The organism is Stenotrophomonas sp. AS012628, from assembly GCF_010608305.1.
In the GTDB taxonomy this organism is placed as follows: domain Bacteria; phylum Pseudomonadota; class Gammaproteobacteria; order Xanthomonadales; family Xanthomonadaceae; genus Stenotrophomonas; species Stenotrophomonas geniculata.
In genome coordinates this window covers 47,384-66,966 of record NZ_VMBJ01000011.1, presented here as the reverse complement: position 1 = coordinate 66,966, position 19,583 = coordinate 47,384, and the positions used below count along the sequence as shown (strand labels likewise).

The 19,583-nt window shown below is 64.2% G+C and carries 18 protein-coding genes; 15 read left to right on the top strand and 3 right to left on the bottom strand.

The features are described 5' to 3' along the window. Positions 1–79: 79 nt before the first annotated feature. Genes yidC through rpmH form a run of 3 tightly spaced genes read right to left on the bottom strand, consistent with a single transcriptional unit; the run spans position 80 to position 2,435 of the window. Positions 80–1,795, bottom strand: coding sequence for a membrane protein insertase YidC (gene yidC, locus G5A07_RS07520; RefSeq protein ID WP_043397705.1), 1,716 nt, complete (start codon positions 1,793–1,795; stop codon positions 80–82). Then, positions 1,795–2,289 (bottom strand): ribonuclease P protein component, encoded by a 495-nt coding sequence (rnpA, locus tag G5A07_RS07515; protein WP_021203275.1) that lies wholly within the window; start codon positions 2,287–2,289, stop codon positions 1,795–1,797. Before rnpA ends, yidC begins: the two co-directional genes overlap by 1 nt. Positions 2,290–2,294: 5 nt before the next feature. Then, positions 2,295–2,435 (bottom strand): 50S ribosomal protein L34, encoded by a 141-nt coding sequence (gene rpmH / locus G5A07_RS07510; protein WP_005411729.1) that lies wholly within the window; start codon positions 2,433–2,435, stop codon positions 2,295–2,297. 255 nt (positions 2,436–2,690) lie between these two features. On the opposite strand from rpmH, the gene dnaA reads away from it, so the two are divergent. The 15 genes from dnaA (at position 2,691) to G5A07_RS07435 (ending at position 19,526) form a co-directional block, all read left to right on the top strand. Then, entirely contained in the window at positions 2,691–4,022 is a 1,332-nt protein-coding gene (gene dnaA / locus G5A07_RS07505) for a chromosomal replication initiator protein DnaA (protein ID WP_049453872.1), read from the top strand. A 276-nt stretch (positions 4,023–4,298) separates the two neighbouring features. Further along, entirely contained in the window at positions 4,299–5,399 is a 1,101-nt protein-coding gene (dnaN, locus tag G5A07_RS07500; RefSeq protein ID WP_005411731.1) for a DNA polymerase III subunit beta, read from the top strand. Positions 5,400–6,375: 976 nt separating this feature from the next. Then, positions 6,376–7,470 carry a DNA replication/repair protein RecF gene (gene recF / locus G5A07_RS07495; protein ID WP_043397711.1) on the top strand — a complete coding sequence of 365 codons (1,095 nt, stop codon included), beginning with the start codon at positions 6,376–6,378 and terminating at the stop codon, positions 7,468–7,470. A gap of 112 nt (positions 7,471–7,582) precedes the next feature. Further along, positions 7,583–10,042, top strand: coding sequence for a DNA topoisomerase (ATP-hydrolyzing) subunit B (gyrB, locus tag G5A07_RS07490; protein WP_010487426.1), 2,460 nt, complete (start codon positions 7,583–7,585; stop codon positions 10,040–10,042). Between the two features lie 67 nt (positions 10,043–10,109). Then, entirely contained in the window at positions 10,110–10,955 is an 846-nt protein-coding gene (locus G5A07_RS07485) for a CPBP family intramembrane glutamic endopeptidase (RefSeq protein ID WP_010487423.1), read from the top strand. Positions 10,956–11,026: 71 nt separating this feature from the next. Beyond that, positions 11,027–11,833, top strand: a complete 807-nt coding sequence (locus G5A07_RS07480; RefSeq protein WP_010487422.1) for a M48 family metallopeptidase — start codon at positions 11,027–11,029, stop codon at positions 11,831–11,833. A gap of 132 nt (positions 11,834–11,965) precedes the next feature. Beyond that, positions 11,966–13,153 (top strand): tetratricopeptide repeat protein, encoded by a 1,188-nt coding sequence (locus G5A07_RS07475; RefSeq protein ID WP_010487420.1) that lies wholly within the window; start codon positions 11,966–11,968, stop codon positions 13,151–13,153. A 143-nt stretch (positions 13,154–13,296) separates the two neighbouring features. After that, positions 13,297–13,869: an energy transducer TonB gene (locus tag G5A07_RS07470; RefSeq protein WP_099560155.1), complete on the top strand. Its 573-nt coding sequence runs from the start codon at positions 13,297–13,299 to the stop codon at positions 13,867–13,869. A 93-nt stretch (positions 13,870–13,962) separates the two neighbouring features. Continuing rightward, positions 13,963–14,724 carry a TonB-system energizer ExbB gene (gene exbB, locus G5A07_RS07465; protein ID WP_004132614.1) on the top strand — a complete coding sequence of 254 codons (762 nt, stop codon included), beginning with the start codon at positions 13,963–13,965 and terminating at the stop codon, positions 14,722–14,724. 62 nt (positions 14,725–14,786) lie between these two features. Further along, on the top strand, positions 14,787–15,212 hold the full coding sequence (locus G5A07_RS07460) for a biopolymer transporter ExbD (RefSeq protein WP_005411739.1): 426 nt from the start codon (positions 14,787–14,789) through the stop codon (positions 15,210–15,212). Positions 15,213–15,215: 3 nt separating this feature from the next. Beyond that, positions 15,216–15,629 (top strand): biopolymer transporter ExbD, encoded by a 414-nt coding sequence (locus tag G5A07_RS07455; protein WP_005411740.1) that lies wholly within the window; start codon positions 15,216–15,218, stop codon positions 15,627–15,629. 136 nt (positions 15,630–15,765) lie between these two features. Next, complete coding sequence (gene cls / locus G5A07_RS07450) at positions 15,766–17,226, top strand: cardiolipin synthase (protein ID WP_057502270.1); 1,461 nt, start codon at positions 15,766–15,768, stop codon at positions 17,224–17,226. Between the two features lie 40 nt (positions 17,227–17,266). Continuing rightward, a complete protein-coding gene (locus G5A07_RS07445; protein ID WP_049436128.1) occupies positions 17,267–17,536 on the top strand; it encodes a hypothetical protein in 270 nt (89 codons plus the stop codon). A 9-nt stretch (positions 17,537–17,545) separates the two neighbouring features. Beyond that, complete coding sequence (locus tag G5A07_RS07440) at positions 17,546–18,289, top strand: pyridoxine 5'-phosphate synthase (RefSeq protein ID WP_010487407.1); 744 nt, start codon at positions 17,546–17,548, stop codon at positions 18,287–18,289. A gap of 145 nt (positions 18,290–18,434) precedes the next feature. Beyond that, positions 18,435–19,526, top strand: coding sequence for a PA0069 family radical SAM protein (locus tag G5A07_RS07435; RefSeq protein ID WP_191863105.1), 1,092 nt, complete (start codon positions 18,435–18,437; stop codon positions 19,524–19,526). The last annotated feature ends 57 nt before the right edge of the window (positions 19,527–19,583 follow it).

Sequence of the window (19,583 nt, the reverse complement as noted above, 5' to 3'; positions counted from 1 at the left end):
ATTCTAACGCCGGATGCGAAAAGCCCGCCTTGCGGCGGGCTTCTGCTGGGGTCAGCCGGCCAGCGGCCGGCTCTACCGATTACTTCTTTTTGACCGGGGCCGGAGCGGTGGTGGCCGGGACCGGCTCGCCGCCATGGCGCTTGGTCATCCACCACTGCTGCAGCAGGCCCAGGCCGCCGTTGACTACCCAGTACAGGACCAGGCCGGACGGCATGAAGGCCATCATGACGCCGAACACCAGCGGCATGAACTGCATCATCTTCTGCTGCATCGGGTCCATGCCCGGTGCCGGGGTCAGCTTCTGGGTGAACCACATCACCGCCACGTTGATCACCGGCAGGATGAAGTACGGGTCGCGTGCGGTCAGGTCCTGGATCCAGCCGAACCAGGGCGCCTGGCGCAGTTCGACCGATTCCACCAGCACCCAGTACAGGGCGAAGAAGATCGGCATCTGGATGAGGATCGGCAGGCAGCCGCCCATCGGATTGATCTTTTCCTTCTTGTACAGCTCCATCATCGCGGTCTGGAACTTCTGGCGGTCGTCGCCATAGCGTTCCTTCAGCTGCGCGATGCGCGGCTGGAAGCGACGCATCTTCGCACCGCTCTTGTACTGGGTCGCCGACAGCGGGTACAGCACCAGCTTCAGCAGCACCACCAGGCCGACGATCGCCCAGCCCCAGTTGCCAACCAGCTTGTGCACCTGGTTCAACACCCAGAACAGGCCCTGGCCGATCACCGCCATCATCGAGAAGCGGCTGTAGTCGACCACGCGGTCCAGGCCCGGCACGTCTTCCTTGGCGATCAGGTTGACCAGCTTCGGGCCGACCCACAGGCGGGCTTCGGTGCTGGTGGACTGGCCCGGGGCCACGGTGAAGGCCGGGCCACGCGCCTCGATCAGGTCACGACCGGCCACCTGCGACAGCACGTAGTGTGCGGTCTGGTCCTTCTGCGGGATCCAGGCAGTGAAGAAGTGGTGCTGCAGCATCGCCAGCCAGCCACCGGTGATGTTCTGGTTCAGCGTGCCGTCTTCCAGGTAGTCCTTGAACGCACGACGCTGGTACTTCTTGTCGTTGTCGTACCAGGTGGCACCGTTGAAGCTGAAGGAATCCGGGTTGGTCATGCTCCGCGACAGGATGGTCGGGGTGCGGTCCAGGGTGCGGTAGACGTAGCCGTTCCAGGGAGCGGCACCAGTGTTGCTGACTTCGTCCTTGAAGCGCACGGCGTACTCGTTGCGCGAGACGGTCAGGGTGCGCTTGATGGTCACGCCGTTGTCGGCGGTCCACACAAACGGGATCTGCAGCTCGTTCTGGCCCTTGGCCAGCACGAAGTCCTTGGTGTCACCCACCAGCTTGAAGCCGTCAGCGCCGGGGACCGGGGTGTTCTTGTCTTCGCTGGCCCAGCCACTGATCGCGCTGTACGGATGCGCGGGGTCTTCGGTCAGCAGGCGGACCGGCGGGCTGCCTTCGTCCTTGGTCTGCGGGAACTGCAGCAGCTCGGCGTCGAGCACGCGGCCGCCATCGAGCACCAGGCGCAGGACGTCGGTGGTGACGGTCACGCGCTGGCTGGCCGGGGTGGCGCTGGCCTGCGCCTGCACGGCGGCCTGGCCGGGCGCACCCGGAACCTGGGCGCTGGGGATGGCGCCCGGGGTTGCGCCCGGAACGCTCTGTGCAGCGGCCGGGGCCGACGTGGTCGTCGGTGCCGGGGTCGGAGCAGCCTTTTCACGGCTCCACTCCATCCACAGCAGCACGGCCACCATCAGCCAGGCAAAAATGAGGAATACGCGGGTCTGGTTCATCAGCGGACAGGCTCGGCGGGGCCGGGACGCGATGCCGGCTCGGTCAAAGAAGGAGTTGCGATGCCATCAGGCGGCGGCATTGTGCCGTCCACGCCCGGCGTGGGCAATGCACGCAGGCGACGCAGCAGGCGCAGGAAGGCCTGGCGGATCTCGTCGTTGCTGGCGGAACGCGCAGCACTACGAGCCACGACGACAAAGTCGCCTGGCTGGATGTCGGTACGTGTCTGACGCAGGATGTCGCGCAGGACGCGCTTGATCCGGTTACGCCCAACGGCGTTCGGATCAACCTTGCGGGAAACCGCCAGACCCAGCCTGGCCGGCCGGTCAGCCGGCAGCCAGTGCAGGGTCATCAGCGGATCGGACACACGGCGGGCGCCGTTGAAGACCGTTGAGTATTCGGCACGCGTGCGAACCCGCGCAGAGCGAGGGAATCGCTTGCGCGGGTCTGCAGTATTCACTGTCGAAGGGATTGCGTCTGCCGCGATGTGCGGCATGGCAATCAGGCGCTCAGGACTTTGCGGCCCTTGGCGCGGCGACGCGACAGGATCTTGCGGCCGTCAGCGGTCTTCATACGGGCACGGAAGCCGTGGTCGCGCTTACGCTTGAGGTTGCTGGGCTGGTAGGTGCGCTTCGTGGCCATTGGGGGCCTCTCGTATGAATGGGACGGAAAGAACCGGAAATTCTAGAGAGGTACCCCGCCCCAAGTCAACCCCTGGCAGCTACGCGAATTCACTGGGCTGTGCAATAGCTGTGGATGTTTTTGTGAATAAGTAGGGGACAAGCATTCCGAAGGCGGGCGCTCGGTGGTAGTCTGAGCCATCCATTTCCCCCCTTTCCGGCCTGTGTTTGGGCGCCTTGTCGCGTCCATGCCCCGGCCACCGGACGATTATTGCTGATGGATGCTTGGTCCCGTAGTCTCGAGCGCCTCGAAGCGGAGTTCCCGCCGGAAGACGTTCATACCTGGTTGAAGCCGCTGCAGGCCGATCTGCGCGTGGACAGCCTGGTGCTGTATGCACCGAATGCCTTCATCGTCGACCAGGTCCGCGAGCTGTATCTGGCCCGGATCCGCGAACTGCTGGCGCATTTCGCCGGCTTCAGCGACGTTTTTCTTGAAATCGGCTCGCGCCCGCGCCCTGTGGAGGCGCAGAACGCGCCGGTTTCCGCGTCATCGGCGCATGTGTCCAGCGAACCGCAGGTGCCCTTCGCCGGCAACCTGGACAATCACTACACGTTCGCCAACTTCGTGGAAGGCCGCAGCAACCAGCTGGGCCTGGCCGCCGCCTTCCAGGCAGCGCAGAAGCCGGGCGACCGCGCGCACAATCCGCTGCTGCTGTACGGAGGCACCGGCCTGGGCAAGACGCACCTGATGTTCGCTGCCGGCAACGCCATGCGCCAGGCCAATCCGGGCGCGAAGGTGCTGTACCTGCGTTCTGAACAGTTCTTCAGCGCGATGATCCGGGCCCTGCAGGAAAAGACCATGGATCAGTTCAAGCGCCAGTTCCAGCAGGTCGACGCGCTGCTGATCGATGACATCCAGTTCTTCGCCGGCAAGGACCGCACCCAGGAAGAGTTCTTCCACACCTTCAACGCGTTGTTCGATGGCAAGCAGCAGATCATCCTGACCTGTGACCGCTATCCGCGCGAAGTCGAGGGCCTGGAAGCGCGCCTGAAGTCGCGGCTTGCCTGGGGCCTGTCGGTCGCGATCGAACCGCCGGACTTCGAGACCCGCGCCGCGATCGTGCTGGCCAAGGCACGCGAACGCGGTGCCGAGATTCCCGATGATGTTGCGTTCCTGATCGCCAAGAAGATGCGCTCCAACGTGCGCGACCTCGAGGGTGCGCTGAATACCCTGACCGCCCGCGCCAATTTCACCGGCCGCGCGATCACCACCGAATTCGCCCAGGAAACCCTGCGCGACCTGCTGCGCGCCCAGCAGCAGGCGATCAGCATTCCCAACATCCAGAAAACCGTGGCCGACTACTACGGGCTGCAGATCAAGGATCTGCTGTCGAAGCGTCGGACCCGTTCGCTGGCACGTCCGCGCCAGGTCGCCATGGCCCTGACCAAGGAACTGACCGAGCACAGCTTGCCCGAGATCGGCGACGCCTTTGCCGGTCGCGATCACACCACGGTGCTGCATGCCTGCCGCCAGATCCGGACCCTGATGGAAACCGACGGCAAGCTCCGCGAGGACTGGGACAAGCTGATCCGGAAGCTGAGCGAATGATGCACGGATGCCGATGAGGCGTCATCGCACAAAACGGTGCAGAATCCGGTAGCAAGCGCGGGACACGTTGTGGATAAAAATGGCGTTTGAAATCGCTCCGAATTTATCCACAGCTTTCCCCACCCCCTGGGGGTCGGTAATACAGAGGGTTTCGAGGTCTGAAATTCTTTTATTTACAAAGACTTAGCGTTGTTTTCCAGCGATTCTGTCTCTACCAGCACCACCAAGCTTTTGATTTATTCCACATTTTTTTAAAGCATAGGGGCACGGAACCACATGCGTTTCACACTGCAGCGCGAAGCCTTTCTCAAGCCGTTGGCACAGGTCGTCAACGTGGTCGAACGCCGCCAGACCCTTCCGGTTCTGGCCAATTTCCTGGTCCAGGTGCAGAACGGCCAGCTGTCGCTGACCGGTACCGACCTGGAAGTGGAGATGGTGTCGCGGATCGCGGTTGAAGACGCCCAGGACGGCGAAACCACCATTCCCGCCCGCAAGCTGTTCGAGATCATCCGCGCCCTGCCCGACGGCAGCCGGATTACCGTCTCGCAGACCGGTGACAAGATCACCGTGCAGGCCGGTCGCAGCCGCTTCACCCTGGCCACCCTGCCGTCCAATGACTTCCCGTCGGTGGACGAAGTGGAAGCCACCGAGCGCGTGGCCATCGGCGAAGCGACCCTGAAGGAGCTGATCGAGCGCACCGCGTTCGCGATGGCCCAGCAGGACGTGCGCTACTACCTCAACGGTCTGCTGTTCGACCTGCGTGGCGATGCACTGCGCACCGTTGCCACCGACGGCCACCGTCTGGCCCTTTGCGAAACCGACCTGGCCAAGCCCAGCGGTTCGAAGCGCCAGATCATCGTGCCGCGCAAGGGCGTGACCGAGCTGCAGCGCCTGCTGGAAAGCGGCGATCGCGAGATCGAGCTGGAAGTCGGCCGCAGCCACGTCCGCGTCAAGCGCGACGATGTCACCTTCACGTCGAAGCTGATCGATGGCCGTTTCCCGGACTACGAAGCGGTGATCCCGATCGGTGCCGACCGCGAAGTGAAGGTGGATCGTGAAGCACTGCGTGCCTCGCTGCAGCGCGCCGCGATCCTGTCCAACGAGAAGTACCGCGGCATTCGCGTGGAAGTCTCGCCGGGCAACCTGAAGATCAGCGCGCACAACCCGGAACAGGAAGAAGCCCAGGAAGAGATCGAGGCCGACACCACGGTCAGCGATCTGGCCATCGGCTTCAACGTGAACTACCTGTTGGATGCCCTCTCCGCCCTGCGCGACGAGGAAGTGATCATCCAGCTGCGCGACTCCAACTCCTCGGCGCTGGTGCGTGAATCCAGCAGCGAGAAGTCGCGCCACGTGGTGATGCCGCTGCGTCTCTGACGGAAACGCTGTTTCACGTGGAACCCAGAAGCGCCCGGGACCTCCCGGGCGTTTTTTTATGTTCCACGTGGAGCATTGTCGAAACGGATCGTAGAAATCCTGGAGGTGCCCTGCTCGGCCCCACACCAACTCGATCTCGCTTGCTCGAAGCAACTCGGAATCCAGGACGTTGGGAATTCGTCTTGCAGTGCTCGTCGGGCTCCATGCGATCTGGGTTCTGGCAGCGAGCGCTTCGCATGTCCCACTTCGTTGTCCTGATCTTCAATGGTGGAAGCAGCAGATCATCTTCCCCGGGAGGAGGTCCTTCGCTTCTGCAAGCGGCACTGTCCACTGGCCGGCTCGGGGGCACACTTGGGCAATCCTAGCTTCTAAATCTGGGTATAAATCTAAAGCATGGTGGTGATGGTAGAGCCAGATTTCGTGGAGAAATACATTATCTGTTTGTTTTTAAAGGGATTTATGAGCCTGAAACCCCCTGTATAGAGGGCCCTCGGGCTGGGGGGGAACCTGTGGATAGTTTTCAGCGCTTAGCAAAAGGACTTTTTTATCCACAGATTGCCCATACCTTGTGTATAAGTCATACATGCCTCCTGTGGACAGTGTGGAACTAGCGTCCTGGATTTCTTGAAATCTGTGGAACCCTCCAAGGCATCGGATCGCAGATTTGAAGGAATCGGCGGGGTCATCCGTCGGAACCACCCGCGAGGTGTCCCGCGATGGCCCTGCAGTGCTCATGAAATCGGCGAAATCTGAGGGCCTTGACTCTGGAACCCCGCGCAGATTTGAAGAAATTTCGGGCCGTTCCTGCCCGGAACGGGCGCGTCACCCGCATTCCACGTGGAACGCGTCCATCGATGGGTGCAGAAGCTGCACCTTCGGCTCGACCGGCCTGCCCCCGCGCCCGGCTTGACCGATGCAGTAAGCTGATGGATTCCCTGCCCCTCTACCGCCTCGTGCGGATGGTCTTTCGCGCCCCATGCAGATCCGCCGCCTCGCCTTGCATCAACTGCGTCGCTTCAGTGCGGTGGACCTGTCGCCCCAGCCGGGATTGAACCTGCTGACCGGCGACAACGGTGCCGGCAAGACCAGCGTGCTCGAAGCCCTGCACCTGATGGCCTATGGGCGCAGCTTCCGTGGTCGAGTGCGCGACGGTCTGGTGCGTCAGGGCCAGGAAGCGCTGGAAATCTTCGTGGAATGGGACGAACAGCGTGCCAATCACCCGCCGCACCGCCGAAAAGCCGGGCTGCGCCACAGTGGCCAGGATTGGAAGGGGCGATTGGACGGCGAAGATGTCGCGCAGCTGGGTAATCTCTGCGCAGCACTGGCCGTGGTGACGTTCGAGCCCGGGAGCCATGCACTGGTCAGTGGTGGTGGCGAACCCCGCCGCCGCTTCCTCGATTGGGGCTTGTTCCACGTGGAACCGGATTTTCTGTCCTTGTGGCGCCGCTACTCCCGGGCGCTGAAGCAGCGCAACGCCCTGCTCAAGCAGGGCGGGCCGTCGCGGATGCTCGATACCTGGGATCACGAGCTGGCCGAGGCCGGAGAACCGCTGACCAGCCGCCGCCAGCACTACCTGGAGCGTCTGCAGCAGCGCACTGTGGCTTTGGCCGCCAGCCTGGCGCCGCAACTGGGCATCCACGGACTGGACCTGAGTCCTGGATGGCGGCGGCATGAGCTCCCCTTGGCCGATGCCTTGCTTCTGGCCCGGGAACGTGACCGGCAGGCCGGGTATACCTCGGTCGGCCCGCACCGGGCGGACTGGAGTGTGGATTTCCACAGCATTCCGGGGCGTGATGCACTGTCCCGCGGCCAGGCCAAGCTGACGGCATTGGCGTGCCTGCTGGCACAGGCCGAGGACTATGCGGAACAGCGCGGCGAATGGCCGGTGATCGCGCTGGATGATCTGGCTTCGGAACTGGATCGCACCCACCAGGCGCGGGTATTGGAGCGCCTGCTCAATGGCCCGGCACAGATCTTCATCACCGCCACCGAAACCCCGGCGGCGCTGCAGGAACTGACCCACATCGCCCGGTTCCACGTGGAACATGCACAGATCGTGGCTGTGCCATAGTGGGCACACCAGGGCCGCTCGACCCCGGCTGGTATAATTCGGGTTGGAATCCTTTCATTCTCGGCGCATCGCCCCAAGCGGTGGCCGACCTGCGGAGCCTACGGCAAGCGCAATGAGCGACGAACAGAACACCCCGGCAAACAACGGCAATTACGACGCCAACAGCATTACCGCCCTGGAAGGCCTGGAGGCTGTCCGCAAGCGTCCAGGCATGTACATCGGCGACGTGCATGACGGTACCGGTCTGCACCACATGGTGTTCGAGGTCGTCGACAACTCGATCGACGAAGCGCTGGCCGGCCACGCCGACCATGTTGCAGTGACGATCCACGCCGACGGCTCGGTCTCGGTGTCCGACAACGGCCGCGGCATTCCGACCGGCAAGCACGAGCAGATGAGCGCCAAGCTCGGCCGCGAAGTGTCTGCGGCCGAAGTGGTCATGACCGTCCTGCACGCGGGCGGCAAGTTCGACGACAACAGCTACAAGGTTTCGGGCGGCCTGCACGGCGTCGGCGTCAGCGTGGTCAACGCGCTGTCGCAGAAGCTGCTGGTGGACGTGTTCCAGAACGGCTCCCATTACCAGCAGGAATTCAGCAACGGCGCAGCCGTGACCGCGCTGGCCAAGCTGGAAGCCACCACCAAGCGTGGCACCACCGTGCGTTTCTGGCCGTCCACCGTCGCCTTCCACGACAACGTGGAGTTCCACTACGACATCCTGGCCCGCCGCCTGCGCGAGCTGTCGTTCCTGAACTCCGGCGTCAAGATCGTCCTTGCCGACGAGCGTGGTGATGGCCGTCGCGATGATTTCCACTACGAGGGCGGCATCCGCAGCTTCGTGGAGCATCTGGCCCAGCTGAAGACTCCGCTGCACCCGAACGTCATCTCGGTCACCGGCGAGCACAACGGCATCGTGGTGGACGTGGCGCTGCAGTGGACCGACTCCTATCAGGAGACGATGTACTGCTTCACCAACAACATTCCGCAGAAGGACGGCGGTACCCACCTGGCCGGTTTCCGCGGTGCGTTGACCCGGGTGCTCAACAACTACATCGAGCAGAACGGCATCGCCAAGCAGGCCAAGATCAACCTGACCGGCGACGACATGCGCGAAGGCATGATCGCGGTGCTGTCGGTGAAGGTGCCGGACCCGAGCTTCTCCAGCCAGACCAAGGAAAAGCTGGTCAGCTCCGACGTGCGTCCGGCGGTGGAAAATGCCTTCGGTGCGCGCCTGGAAGAGTTCCTGCAGGAAAACCCGAACGAAGCCAAGGCGATCGCCGGCAAGATCGTCGATGCCGCCCGTGCACGTGAAGCTGCGCGCAAGGCCCGCGACCTGACCCGCCGCAAGGGTGCGCTGGATATCGCTGGCCTGCCGGGCAAGCTGGCCGACTGCCAGGAAAAGGATCCGGCACTGTCCGAACTGTTCATCGTCGAGGGTGACTCGGCAGGTGGCTCGGCCAAGCAGGGCCGCAACCGCAAGAACCAGGCGGTGCTGCCGCTGCGCGGCAAGATCCTCAACGTGGAACGCGCGCGCTTCGACCGCATGCTGTCCTCCGACCAGGTCGGTACGCTGATCACCGCGCTGGGCACCGGCATCGGCCGTGACGAGTACAACCCGGACAAGCTGCGGTACCACAAGATCATCATCATGACCGACGCCGACGTCGACGGCGCCCACATCCGCACCCTGCTGCTGACGTTCTTCTACCGTCAGATGCCGGAGCTGATCGAGCGCGGTTACGTCTACATCGGCCTGCCGCCGCTGTACAAGATCAAGCAGGGCAAGCAGGAGCTGTACCTGAAGGACGACCCGGCGCTGGACAGCTACCTGGCCAGCAGCGCAGTGGAAAACGCTGCACTGGTGCCGGCCACCGGCGAGCCCGGCATCGAAGGCCTTGCGCTGGAGAAGCTGCTGCTGGCCTACGCGGCCGCGCTGGATTCGATCGAGCGCAACGCACATCGCTACGACCGCAACCTGCTTGAAGCGCTGGTCGACTTCGTACCGATGGACCTGGAAAGCCTGCGCGCTGCCGGCGAAGGTGAAGGACTGGACGCACTGGCCAAGCGCCTCAACCAGGGTAGCCTGGGCAGCCCGCGCTTCACGCTGGAACTGCAGGAAGCCAACGACGAGCGCCCGGCCGCCGTGCTGGTGACCCGTCGCCACATGGGTGAACAGCACATCCAGGTGCTGCCGATGTCGGCCTTCGAAAGCGGCGAACTGCGCGCAATCCACCAGGCATCGAAGCTGCTGCACGGTCTGGTCCGCGAAGGCGCGACCATTTCCCGCGGTGCCAAGTCGATCGAAGTCGACAGCTTTGCCAAGGCACAGAACTGGCTGCTCGAGGAGGCCAAGCGCGGCCGCCAGATCCAGCGATTCAAGGGCCTGGGTGAAATGAATCCGGAGCAGCTGTGGGACACCACGGTGAATCCGGAAACCCGTCGACTGCTGCAGGTGCGCATCGAAGACGCTGTCGCTGCTGACCAGATATTCAGCACGCTGATGGGCGATGTCGTCGAACCGCGTCGCGACTTCATCGAAGACAACGCGCTGAAGGTCGCAAACCTGGATATCTGACACAATCGGGACACGGCCGGTGCGCGGGGAGGCGCGCCGGCCTTCGACTCTTGAACACAGGTACCTGATGTCCGCATCCGCCCCGGTTTCCGCTCCGCCCCCGGTTCCGCCGGCTTCTGCCGCGCCGCGTGCCGTTTCGCCGTTGGCGGGGTTCTTCATCGACCTGGGCATCGCCGCCGTCACCCTGTTCGGCCTGAGCCTGATCAGCGGCCTGCTGTGGGGCCTGTACCGTGGCGTGGTGGTCGGTTACGCGAACGCACAGGCCGGCGCTGGCGCACCCGAGGCCAGTTCGGTAGCGGCGTCACTGGGCCAGCCCGGCGCGCTTGCGCAGATTCTCATGGCGCTGTTTGCCACCGGCGGCGCCGCGCTGCTGCTGTACTTCTGGCGACGTCCGGCCAACACGGCCGAGCGCCACGCGTCGCGCCAGGCGCTGCGCCGTCCCTCCACCTGGGGCTGGACCCTGCTGGTGGCGACCCTGATCGTGCTCGGCAGCAATGGCATCGCCTTCCTGGCCAAGCAGTTCGGTATCGAGCCGGTTCCCACCAACCTGGCGCTGATGCAGAGCGCGATCGCGCGCTTCCCCTTGTTCCTGGTGCTGTTCGCGGTGGTACTGGCACCGGCCTACGAGGAGCTGCTGTTCCGCCGCGTGCTGTTTGGCCGCCTGTGGAAGGCCGGGCGTCCGTGGCTGGGCGTGGTACTGAGCAGCCTTGCTTTTGCCCTCATCCATGAAATCCCTGGCACCAGCGCCAACGGCCCGGCCGAGATCGCGCAGCTGTGGCTGGTCTATGGCGGCATGGGTGCTGCGTTCTGCTGGTTGTACCAGCGCACCGGTACGCTCTGGGCCGCGATCGCCGCGCACGCGCTGAACAACGGTGTGGCGCTTGCCGCACTTGTGTTCTTCGGGGCAACGTAACGCCGTGTCCGCTTGACGAAAGATTAAGCCGCTACGCTACACACTGCGCATATGAACACGGGGGTGGATCCATGAAACAACTGCTGCTGGCCCTTGTCATCACCACTCTGGTCAGCGCCTGCGCGACCACGACCTCCCCTACCGGCCGCCGGCAGATGGTGGGCGGGGTGTCGCAGGCGCAGCTGGATCAGCTCGGCGCTCAGGCGTTCGCCGAAACCAAGCAGAAGGAAAAGATCAGCACCGACGGCCGCCAGAACGGTTACGTGCAGTGCGTGGTCAATGCCCTGGTCGCGCAGTTGCCGCCTCAATACCGTGGCGTACGGTGGGAGACGGCGGTGTTCGTCGACAAGGAGCCCAACGCCTTCGCCCTGCCCGGCGGCAAGGTCGGCGTGAACACTGGCATCTTCACCGTCGCCAAGAACCAGGATCAGCTGGCTGCCGTAATCGGCCATGAAATCGGCCACGTCATCGCCCGCCACCACGAGGAGCGCATCACCCGGCAGATGGGCGCGCAGACCGGGCTGGCCGTGCTCGGTGCGCTGGCCGGCGCGGCCTACGGCGAAGGCGCTGCCAGCACCGTCAACCAGCTTGGTGGCATGGGCGCGCAGACCGCCTTCCTGCTGCCCGGTTCACGCACCCAGGAAAGCGAGGCCGACGTGATCGGCCAGCGACTGATGGCCCAGGCCGGCTTCAACCCGGCGCAGGCGGTCGACCTGTGGCAGAACATGATGGCTGCCAGTGGCGGTCGCAGCCCACAATGGCTGTCCACCCACCCCGACCCAGCCAACCGGATCCAGGAACTGCGACGCGATGCACCGGCTCTGACGCCGGTCTATCAGCAGGCGCAGGCGGCCGGGCTGCGGCCAAAGTGCGGATGAGTGCGCATTTCTATGCTGTATTGCAGCACATAAAACGATTTCTCACGCCATCTGTTTCTGATACGTTTGGCGGCTCAGATTTTTCTGACAGTCCGACTTTGCCGCTAACCGGCGGTTCGATCGAGGTGAACGATGATTTTCCGTAACCACAAAGCTGTGCTTTCCGTCCTCGTCGCGACCGCCCTGACCGGCGCCGTGGTCACCGATGCCTTCGCGCAGTCCTCGCGTTCCTCCGAGCGTGGCAACCGCGGCGGCAAGCAGGCCAAGGCCGAAGCGCTGTACCCGAACGCGACCCGCGAGGAGCCGACCGTCAAGGCATCGGCCAAGCTGGGCAGCAAGCTGCAGAAGATGATCGACAGCTACAACAAGGAAAAGTTCCCGGAGACGCGCACGCAGGCCGACGCGATCCTCGCTGACAGCGCCGCGAACGAGTACGACAAGTCGCTGGCCGCGCAGCTGGCCTCGCAGGCCGCCTACCAGACCGACGACACGCCGGCTGCCGTTGCCTACCTGAAGCAGGTCCTGCAGTTCAACGGCCTGGACAACAACGGCCACTTCCAGTCGATGCTGATGCTGGGCCAGCTGCAGCTGCAGGAAGACCAGACCGCCGAAGGCCTGGCGACCCTGGACAAGTACTTCGCCGAGAGCAAGTCGACCAAGCCGGAAGAACTGATCGCCAAGGGCCAGGCGCTGTACCAGCTGGAGCGCTACCAGGAAGCGATCCCGGTGCTCAAGCAGGCCATCGCCGGTGCCACCGAACCGAAGGACAACTGGAACCAGCTGCTGATGGCGGCCCTCGCCGAAGCCGGCCAGTCCGGCGAAGCGGTGAAGGAAGCCGAGGCGCTGGCCGCCAAGAACCCGAACGACAAGAAGGCCCAGCTGAACCTGGCCAGCATGTACATGCAGGCCGACCAGATGGAAAAGGCTGCCGCGGTGATGGACAAGCTGCGCAGCAGCGGCCAGCTCACCGAAGAGCGCGAGTACAAGCAGCTGTACTCGATCTATGCCAACACCGAACACAAGGAAAAGGACGTCATCGCGGTCATCAACGAAGGGTTGCAGAAGGGCATCCTGAAGCCGGATTACCAGGTCTACCTGGCGCTGGCCCAGTCCTACTACTACTCCGACCAGGTGCCGCAGGCGATCGATGCGTGGCAGAAGGCTGCCCCGCTGTCCAAGGACGGTGAGACCTACCTGAACCTGGCACGCGTCCTGCATGCCGAAGGTCGCATCCCGGAGGCCAAGCAGGCCGCCCAGCAGGCGCTGGCGAAGGGTGTGAAGAACCAGGCTGATGCCAAAAAAATCATCAACCTGAAGTAAGTAGGAATAACGCCTGAATGCCTGCACAGTTGATGCGCAGGCGCTCAGGATTGGTATAAGCTTGGAGGTTCCTGCGGTGTCATGCACCGCTGATCAGGGATTCCGCCCCCGGCATCCCGGCCCCACTATTGAGCTCTTGGCGCATGACGGAACAACTAGTCGTTCACCGGTACGAACAACCCGATGACAAGGGGCTGAGCTGGCCTCGCATCGTCGGCATCGCGTTTGTAATTGCCCTGCATCTGGCCGCGTTCATGATGCTCCTGATCCCCGCCGTGGCTCCCAAGGCCGTGGCTGAGAAGGAGCGCAACGTCATGGTGACGATCGTCGACGCCCCGCCGCCGCCGCAGGCGCCGGTCGTGGACGTGCCGGAACCGCGCCCGAACGACATCGTCACCCCGCCGTCGCCTCCGGCGCCGCCGGCACCGCCGACCTCGATCGAGGCCAGCGTGGACATCTCGTCGAAGGCCATGAATCCGCCGCGCTACCCGCCGGCAGCCTTCCGCGCGGGTATCCAGGGCGAAGTGATCCTGATCATTGATGTCGATGCCAGCGGCAACGTCACCAATGTCACGGTGGAAAAGTCCAGCCGTAACCGCGACCTGGACCGTGCTGCGATGGAAGCGGCTCGCAAGTGGCGCTTCAACGCCGCTGAAGCAGGCGGTAAGAAGACGGCAGGTCGCGTTCGCGTTCCGGTCAACTTTGCGCTGAACTGATGCGCCCGGGTGGCCGCCGGCCACCCCCGCTCCCGGTTCGATTGTTTAGCTTAGCTACACCCTTTATCACCACACACAACAAAGGTAAGCGTCATGCTGCAGGAAATTTTCATCGCCGCTGCTGCCGGGGGCAATCCGTCCAACGCCCTGTCGCAGATGGGCTTCGAGCACCTGATCCACGAAATGACCACCAAGCCGGGTGATTTCGCGGTTTCCTGGGTCGTGCTGCTGACCCTGGTCGTCATGTCGGCCATGTCCTGGTACTGGACCGTCATCAACATCTTCCGTGCTACCCGCCTGAAGAGCGCCGCCGATCGCGTCGTCAGCCTGTTCTGGGACACCCCGAACGCGCAGGACGCCATCCGTGCGATGGAAGAACAGCCGGCTTCCGAGCCGTTCTCGAAGATCGCCCTGGACGCTGCCCAGGCGGCTGCCCACCACCAGCGCGCTGAAGGCGGCGCCACCGGCGGCGTGGGTGAGAACCTGAGCCGTTCGGAGTTCGTCGACCGCGCCCTGCGTCAGGCCGTGACCCGCGAAAGCAACAAGCTGCAGTCGGGCATGACCCTGCTGGCCACCGTCGGCGCAACCGCTCCGTTCGTCGGTCTGCTGGGTACCGTGTGGGGCATCTACGGCGCGCTGATCAAGATCGGTGCCACCGGCTCCGCTTCGATCGACGCCGTTGCCGGCCCGGTGGGTGAAGCGCTGATCATGACCGCGATCGGTCTGTTCGTCGCGATCCCGGCCGTGTTCGCCTTCAACTTCTTCAGCAAGATCAACAGCGCGACCATCAGCAAGTTCGATACCTTCGCGCACGACCTGCACGACTTCTTCGCCACCGGCTCGCGCGTCCGCTGATTGCGGCGCGCGTCACCCAGCGACGAACGTAAGTAGTCACCAAGATCTAGACGGAGCCCGTTATGGCTTTCAGTAGTGGTAACAGCGGCGGCCCCATGGCCGACATCAACGTTACGCCCCTCGTGGACGTGATGCTGGTGCTGCTGATCATCTTCATCATCACGGCGCCCCTGATGTCCCACAAGGTCAAGGTGGATCTGCCGGAAGCCAACCTGATCCAGAAGCCGGAAGACGCTGAAAAGCGTTCCGGACCGATCACCCTGGCAGTCAAGGAAGACGGCTCGATCTACTGGAACGACGAAGAAATCAACAAGCAGACTCTCGAGTCGCGCTTGGCGACCGCCGCCCAGCAGACCCCGCAGCCGCCGCTGAACCTGCGTGGTGACCGCACCACCAAGATGCGTGTCATCAACGACCTGACCAAGGTCGCGCAGGAGCAGGGCATGCTTGACGTCGGCTTCGTCGCGACCAAAGAAAAGGGGCAATAAGCCATGGCATTCAGTAGTGGTGGTGGCAAGGGCCCCATGGCAGACATCAACGTCACGCCCCTCGTGGACGTGATGCTGGTTCTGCTGATCATCTTCATCGTGACCGCGCCGATCATGACGTACCCGATCGCCGTGGACCTGCCGCAGCGCGTGCTCAACCCACCGCCGCAGCTGGTCGAACCGCCGCCGCCGATCGAACTGAAGATCGACGCCAGCAACCAGGTCTCGTGGAACAACAGCCCGATCAATACCAGCGAGCTGCAGCAGCGGATGGAGCAGGAGGTCCAGCGTGACCCGACCAACCAGCCGGAACTGCGCATCGACGCCAGCCCGGATTCCGAGTACGACGTGATGGCCAAGGTTCTGGCCGCTGCGAAGAACGCTCAGATGAAGAAGATCGGTTTTGTGCAGCAGTAATCGCTACACCGCAACACAACAGTCATGACGCGACTGCAGACGCCCCTGGAAACAGGGGCGTCTTTTTTTGTTCTCGTCCTGGCACACGGGTCGAGGTTGGATCCCATCGGGTGGCATGCGCCGCTATGATCGGCGGATGCTCGCCCTCTTCGACTCCCTGCGCCACTGGCTGGACGGCATTGCCCACCTCGGTACCATCCTGGCGGTGGCCTATCTGCTGTACCTGCTCGCGCTGACCGGCTGGATCATGCTGCAGAAGCGCGAGCCGGTGGCGACGCTGAGCTGGATCCTGTCGCTGGCGCTGCTGCCGTACCTGGGCCTCTTCATCTACTACCTGCTGGGCCCGCAGAAGGTGAAGCGGCAGCGTTTGCGCCGTGGCCGCGCGCGGTCGGGCATGGAGCACTACAGCGACGTCTGCCCACCCGACGCCGACTGCACCGAGCTGGCCAAGATCGCCCAGGCCACGACCGGGCTTGCGCCGAGCAGCGCCACCGAAGTGACCTGGCTGGTGGACGGCGCGGCGACCTACGCGGCGCTGCTTGAGGCCGTCGCACAGGCACGCGACCACGTGCATCTGGAGTACTACATCTTCAACCCGGACCATGCCGGAACCGCCCTGCGTGACGCGCTGGTGGAACGTGCACAGGCCGGCGTGCAGGTGCGCCTGCTGCTCGATGCCGTAGGCTCTTCCGCCCTGCCCCGCCGCTTCCTGCAGCCGCTGCTCGACGCCGGTGGCGAAGCGATCTGGTTCCACCCACGGCAGCTGCTGAAGCCGTTCAAGCGCCCGTGGTTGAACCTGCGTACCCACCGCAAGCTGGTGATCGTCGATGGGCGCCTCGCCTTCACCGGTGGCATCAACATCACCGACGACGAGGATGAAAGCCGCAGGGCGGATGCCTACCGCGACCTGCACATGCGCATCCGCGGCCACGTGGTGCGCAGCCTGCAGCTGGTGTTTGCCGAGGACTGGCTCTACGCAAGTGGGCAGGATCCCTCGCGCATGGACATCGCCCGTCTGTGGCCGGCCGACATGCCGCTGCGCGGCGATGGTGCGATCAACGCCCAGGTGCTGGTCTCCGGTCCGGACTCGGGCTGGGAAACGATCCATCGCCTGCACGTGGCGGCGATCCAGGAAGCGCATGAGCGTGTCTGGCTGGTCACGCCCTACTTCGTGCCGGGCGAAGCGGCGCGGATGGCGTTGACCTCGGCCGCGCTGGGCGGCCTGGACGTGCGCCTGCTGGTACCGAAGATGAGCGATTCCTGGTTCGTCACCCAGGCCGCCCGCTCCTACTTCGACGAGCTGCTGCATGCCGGGGTGAAGATCTACGAGTACGGCCCGCGCATGCTGCATACCAAGGCCTTCATCGCCGATGACGACGTCTGCATCGTTGGCAGTGCCAACTTCGATCACCGCAGCTTCCGGCTGAACTTCGAGCTGTCGATGATGATCAGCGACCGTGACCGGGTGGCTGCCCTGGCCGAACTGCTGCAGGGCGAATTCGACCGTTCCACGCGGGTGCACGACCAGGCCGGCCGTTCGCTGTGGCTGCACCGCCTGCCCGAGGCCTTCGCCCGGCTGGCCTCGCCGCTGCTCTGACGCAGCGCTACACTGCCGCGATCATCCGGGGAGCCCGACTATGTACTGGTTGTACCTGCTGCTGGCGCTGGGCTGTTTCGCCTTCGCGCTGAAGACGCCCAGCGCCGGGCTGATGACCCTGTGCCTGCTGGCCGCCCTCGCCTTCCTGCTGGCCTGGGTACGAGGCCGCTACGTGGCCCGCTTTGGCGATCTGCAGCGCGATCCCTCCACACTGGTCGATGCCGACGAACTGCGCCGCTTGCGCGAGCAGGCCCAGGCCCGCCCTGGTGACGACCACAACGATCACGATCCATCCCCTCTTTCCAAGTAGTTCCGTTCCATGACCCAGCTCAGCGTCAACGTCAACAAGATCGCCGTCCTGCGCAATTCGCGCGGCGGTGCCGAACCGGACGTGGTGCGTGCCGCCCAGGCCTGCCTGGACGCCGGTGCGCATGGCATCACCGTGCACCCGCGGCCGGACCGCCGACACATCACCGCCGAGGACGTGCTGGCGCTGTCGACGCTGACCCGCGCGCGTGGCGTCGAATTCAACATCGAAGGCAACCCGTTCGCGCCGCCGCGCGAGGGCTACCCCGGGCTGCTGCCGCTGTGCGAACAGACCCGCCCGGCGCAGGCCACGCTGGTGCCGGATGGCGATGGGCAGATCACGTCCGATCACGGTTTCGACTTCGAGCGTGACGGCGAGCGGTTGCGACCACTGGTGGCCGAACTGAAGGCGATGGGTTGCCGGGTCAGCCTGTTCGTTGACGCCGGTAATCCGCTGCTGGAGCAGGCGGCCGAAGTCGGTGCAGATCGCGTCGAGCTCTATACCGGCCCCTACGCCGAAGCCCACGCGGCCGGCGATGCTGACGCGATGCTGGTGCTGTTCGCCACTGCCGCACGCCGTGCGCAGGCCGTCGGCCTGGGCGTGAACGCCGGCCACGATCTGTCGCAGGACAACCTGCGGGATTTCCTGGCCCACGTGCCGGACGTGCTGGAGGTGTCGATCGGCCACGCGCTGATCGGCGAGGCGCTGTATGAAGGGCTGGATGCTACGGTGCGCGGCTACCTGGCGCTGCTCTGACCGATGGATGCAGCCGAGCATGGGCTCGGCTCTACAAGGTACCCGTATCCACTGTAGAGCCGAGCCCATGCTCGGCTCAGCACCGCCCTGAACCCTTCAGGCGGCCGTCGCAGCCATTGAGACGGCCACGACGTACGCTGCCGCAATGGGTATTGCGATCAAGGGCCGAGGTTCCACGTCCCACCTTGCCGGGCGCTTTGAAAGCACCGTCAGCGAGGCGGTGGACGACGGCTGGGCGGTGGACGAGAGCGAGGAGTTCCTTGCCCCGCGCCTCCGCACCGAGGTGCGTGCCGAGACCGCGCGTAGCATCATCACCCGCAACACCTCGCCGGACGTGGGCTTCAGCCAGTCGGTAAATCCCTACCGCGGCTGCGAGCATGGATGTTCCTACTGCTTCGCGCGCCCCTCGCACGCCTATCTGAACCTGTCGCCGGGCCTGGACTTCGAGACCAAGCTGTTCGCCAAGACCAATGCGCCGCAACTGCTGCGCAAGGAGCTGTCGAAGCCGGGTTACGTGCCGCAGCCGATCGCACTGGGCATCAACACCGATGCGTACCAGCCGATCGAGCGCAAGTTCAAGCTGACCCGCCAGCTGATCGAAGTGATGCTGGAAACCAAGCATCCTTTTTCGCTGATCACCAAGAACGCACTGGTCGAGCGCGATATCGATCTGCTTGCACCGCTGGCGGCGGAGAACCTGGTCAGCGTGCACTTCTCGGTGACCTCGCTGGACCCGCATCTTTCCGCAAAGCTGGAACCGCGCGCATCGGCGCCGCATGCACGGCTGCGCGCGATGAAGCGTCTGCATGACGCCGGCATTCCGGTCGGTGTGATGGTGGCGCCGGTGATTCCGTGGATCAACGACAGCGAGCTGGAAGCCGTGCTGGAGGCCGCGCACGATGCCGGTGCCAGCACCGCTGGTTACGTGCTGCTGCGCCTGCCGCTTGAAGTGGCACCGTTGTTCCGCGACTGGCTGGACACCCATCATCCCGATCGTGCCGCGCATGTGATGAGCACCATCCAGCAGCTGCGTGGCGGCAAGGACTACGACAGCCAGTTCGGTACGCGCATGCGCGGCCAGGGCGTGTATGCCGATCTGTTGAACAACCGCTTTAAGCTGGCGCGCAAGCGTCTGGGTTTCAATGCGCAGAACAGCCATTGGCCGAAGCTGGATTGCAGCCGGTTCGTGAAGCCGTTGCCGCCGAAGAAGGATTCGCCGCAGGGTTCGCTCTTCTGAGGCGTGTACGTCTGCTGGCGAATGCATCAGCGATTCGTCGCGCTGTGCTGTACCCAG